The sequence below is a fragment of the Caballeronia sp. genome (assembly GCF_049581465.1).
Lineage (GTDB): Bacteria > Pseudomonadota > Gammaproteobacteria > Burkholderiales > Burkholderiaceae > Caballeronia.
In genome coordinates, this window is the sequence record NZ_JBAUSA010001109.1 from 1 (window position 1) to 2,218 (window position 2,218).

At 58.7% G+C, this 2,218-nt stretch carries 2 protein-coding genes; both read right to left on the bottom strand.

Going from position 1 to position 2,218, the window contains the following annotated elements; translation table 11 throughout:
* Positions 1–425: 425 nt before the first annotated feature.
* The gene (locus WCA53_RS27060) at positions 426–878 is read right to left on the bottom strand and encodes a TIM barrel protein (protein WP_423917924.1); all 453 of its coding nucleotides are present in this window, start codon (positions 876–878) and stop codon (positions 426–428) included.
* Between the two features lie 226 nt (positions 879–1,104).
* Positions 1,105–1,935 (bottom strand): type 1 glutamine amidotransferase domain-containing protein, encoded by an 831-nt coding sequence (locus tag WCA53_RS27065; protein ID WP_423917929.1) that lies wholly within the window; start codon positions 1,933–1,935, stop codon positions 1,105–1,107.
* Between the last annotated feature and the right edge of the window lie 283 nt (positions 1,936–2,218).

The following is a 2,218-nucleotide window of genomic DNA, read 5'->3' on the forward strand; positions in this document are numbered from 1 at the left end:
GCGGTGGAGCTGGCTGCGCTGGAACCTTTGTGGTGGTGGCCGTGGTGCTTGACTTCAGTCGGCGACTTGGCTTGGGCTTGCGCTGTGCTTTGCACTGCCTGTTGTGCAATGGTACTGCTGCTGGACGAGATGGGAGAAATCGACATGAGCTTTTCCTGGTACCTGGGATGACGGCTTGGCCCGCGTTGCTAAAAATCCGAGCGGGGTAAGTTTTGACGAATCACTGCAAAAGAGATGCTTTCATCTTGGGAACCTGGCCCGTTCTAACTGACAGCGAGTGCGAATTTCGCGCTGCCCCGAGGCTTCAGCCCGTGCCGTCCCAAACTAGGCGGGATCGATGACTCATGGTATGACCTAAGCAAGACGACCCTCTCCTGCTGTCGTTAACGCCGTTGTCAGCGAATGTCTTGATAGGTGTTAACCCTTCAACTCTTGACAATTACTTTTTGATTGTACGGAGCTAACAATTGCACGATGCCATAGGGTGCCAAAAAACGGGCTCTCACTGCGTCCATGAAGGAAGCAAGCTGCGCCGCGTACCCGTCCTGAAAGAGGTCCGTGTTATGCCAAGTGGTGGCATTGATCCGGTTGCCTTCGCCGACCTGCGCATGATAAAGGTCCAGATTAAGACGAAGATGCGGACTACTGACCGCTTCGACCAGCGCGAGCGTATCGGCTGCGCGCGCAAATGGCACGCCGGGATGGTCTACCTCGGTGTTCAGGTTCTCAAGACAGAACGTAACACCCGCACGCTGCCCGAGCTCCGCCACCTTCGCCAGCGTGCTGCAAGCCAAATCGCGCCCGATACAACCGGCACCGGCTTCACAGGCATGCCGGTCGCATCCAGCCCAGTGCGGACCGGAGCAGTCAGGCGGCAATCGAGAAGAAACGCGTGTTAGCCGGCGGCACCCCCACCGATCCCGGCGCATAAGCATGCGGCTTGTAGGGATCGAGGGGGGGGCCGAAGCCGATTTAGACCATACCGGACATCACCGTGTAGATACGGTGTTCCGGAAGGTACGCGGCATCAGCCTGATCGCACCACCTGCGGTCCCGACTCGCTAGGAACCTTTGGTGGTGACCCGCATTGCCGCCTCCCCTGGATTACTTCATCTTCGTCAGCATAGCCAAAGCGACTGCCTTGGCCGACTGTGGGTTCTGGCCGGAGATCACTTCGCGGTCTTCAACCACGTTCACGCTCCATGGCTTGGCTTCGACGAAGTTAGCGCCGGCTGCCACCAAGCCGTCTTGCGGAAACAGTTTCATGTGGCCGCCGCCCAGGAAGCCTTTGGCCTGCTCTTCTTCCGCGTCGGTGAAGGCGGTTACTTTGTATCCCTTGTAAATCCAGTTGGCTGGCGCTGCAGGCTGTTTGCCCGATTCCAGCGCGGTGACAAAGCCGCGCGAATCTGGCACTGCCGACACCATGGCGATGGTGCCGTGGCAGGTGAAGCCGGTGACCTTGCCGTTGTCATGGAAGTTGGTCAGCAGCTCGCCCAGTTGCTTGTCCTTCAGCAGCTCCTGCATCGGGATGTGGCCGCCCGGTACGAACACGGCGTCGAACTTGTCGTAGCCGATTTTCTTGACCTGCGCGAAGCTGATCGCGGGCGTGTCGGTCTTCGAGGTCAGCTTCAGCGTCGCCAGCAGCGCGAGACTTTCCTGACGCGCCTTTTCATCGCCGCCCCAGAAGTTCACATCGTTCGATTTCTGGTCCGCGGTGGGCGCCTTGCCGCTGGGAGTGGCAAATACGACGGTTTGGCCTGCATCGACGAAGGCCTGGACCGGTTCCATCAATTCGTTCAGGAAGAAGCCAGTTTGCATGACCTTGCCGTCTTGCAGGTTCAGTTGGTCCTGATCCGACAGCACGACCAGCACCGTGCCTGCGTGAGCGAAGGTAGCAGCAGCGGCGAGCAGGCCGGCAATGATGGTTTTTTTCATTCTATTCTCGAGGGTGGCGGATTGAGTGGCGCCATCTTATTGTTCGAGAAGCCAGCGATAAATGCCCTGAAGGGGATTTCACTTGTTCCATCGTGGAACTACATACCGTTATTTCCTTACTGAAAAGCGTTCTAATCTCACTCATTCAAGAGTCAGAGCCGACAGTGGGCGAGCTCGCACCGCCCGCCTCACCCGTTTGTGCGGGCGCCGCCGGCTGGCTCACCGGATGCCGTGGGTCATGCAGGTCGCTCGCCGCCCAACCGCCACCGAGGTCGCCGAACAG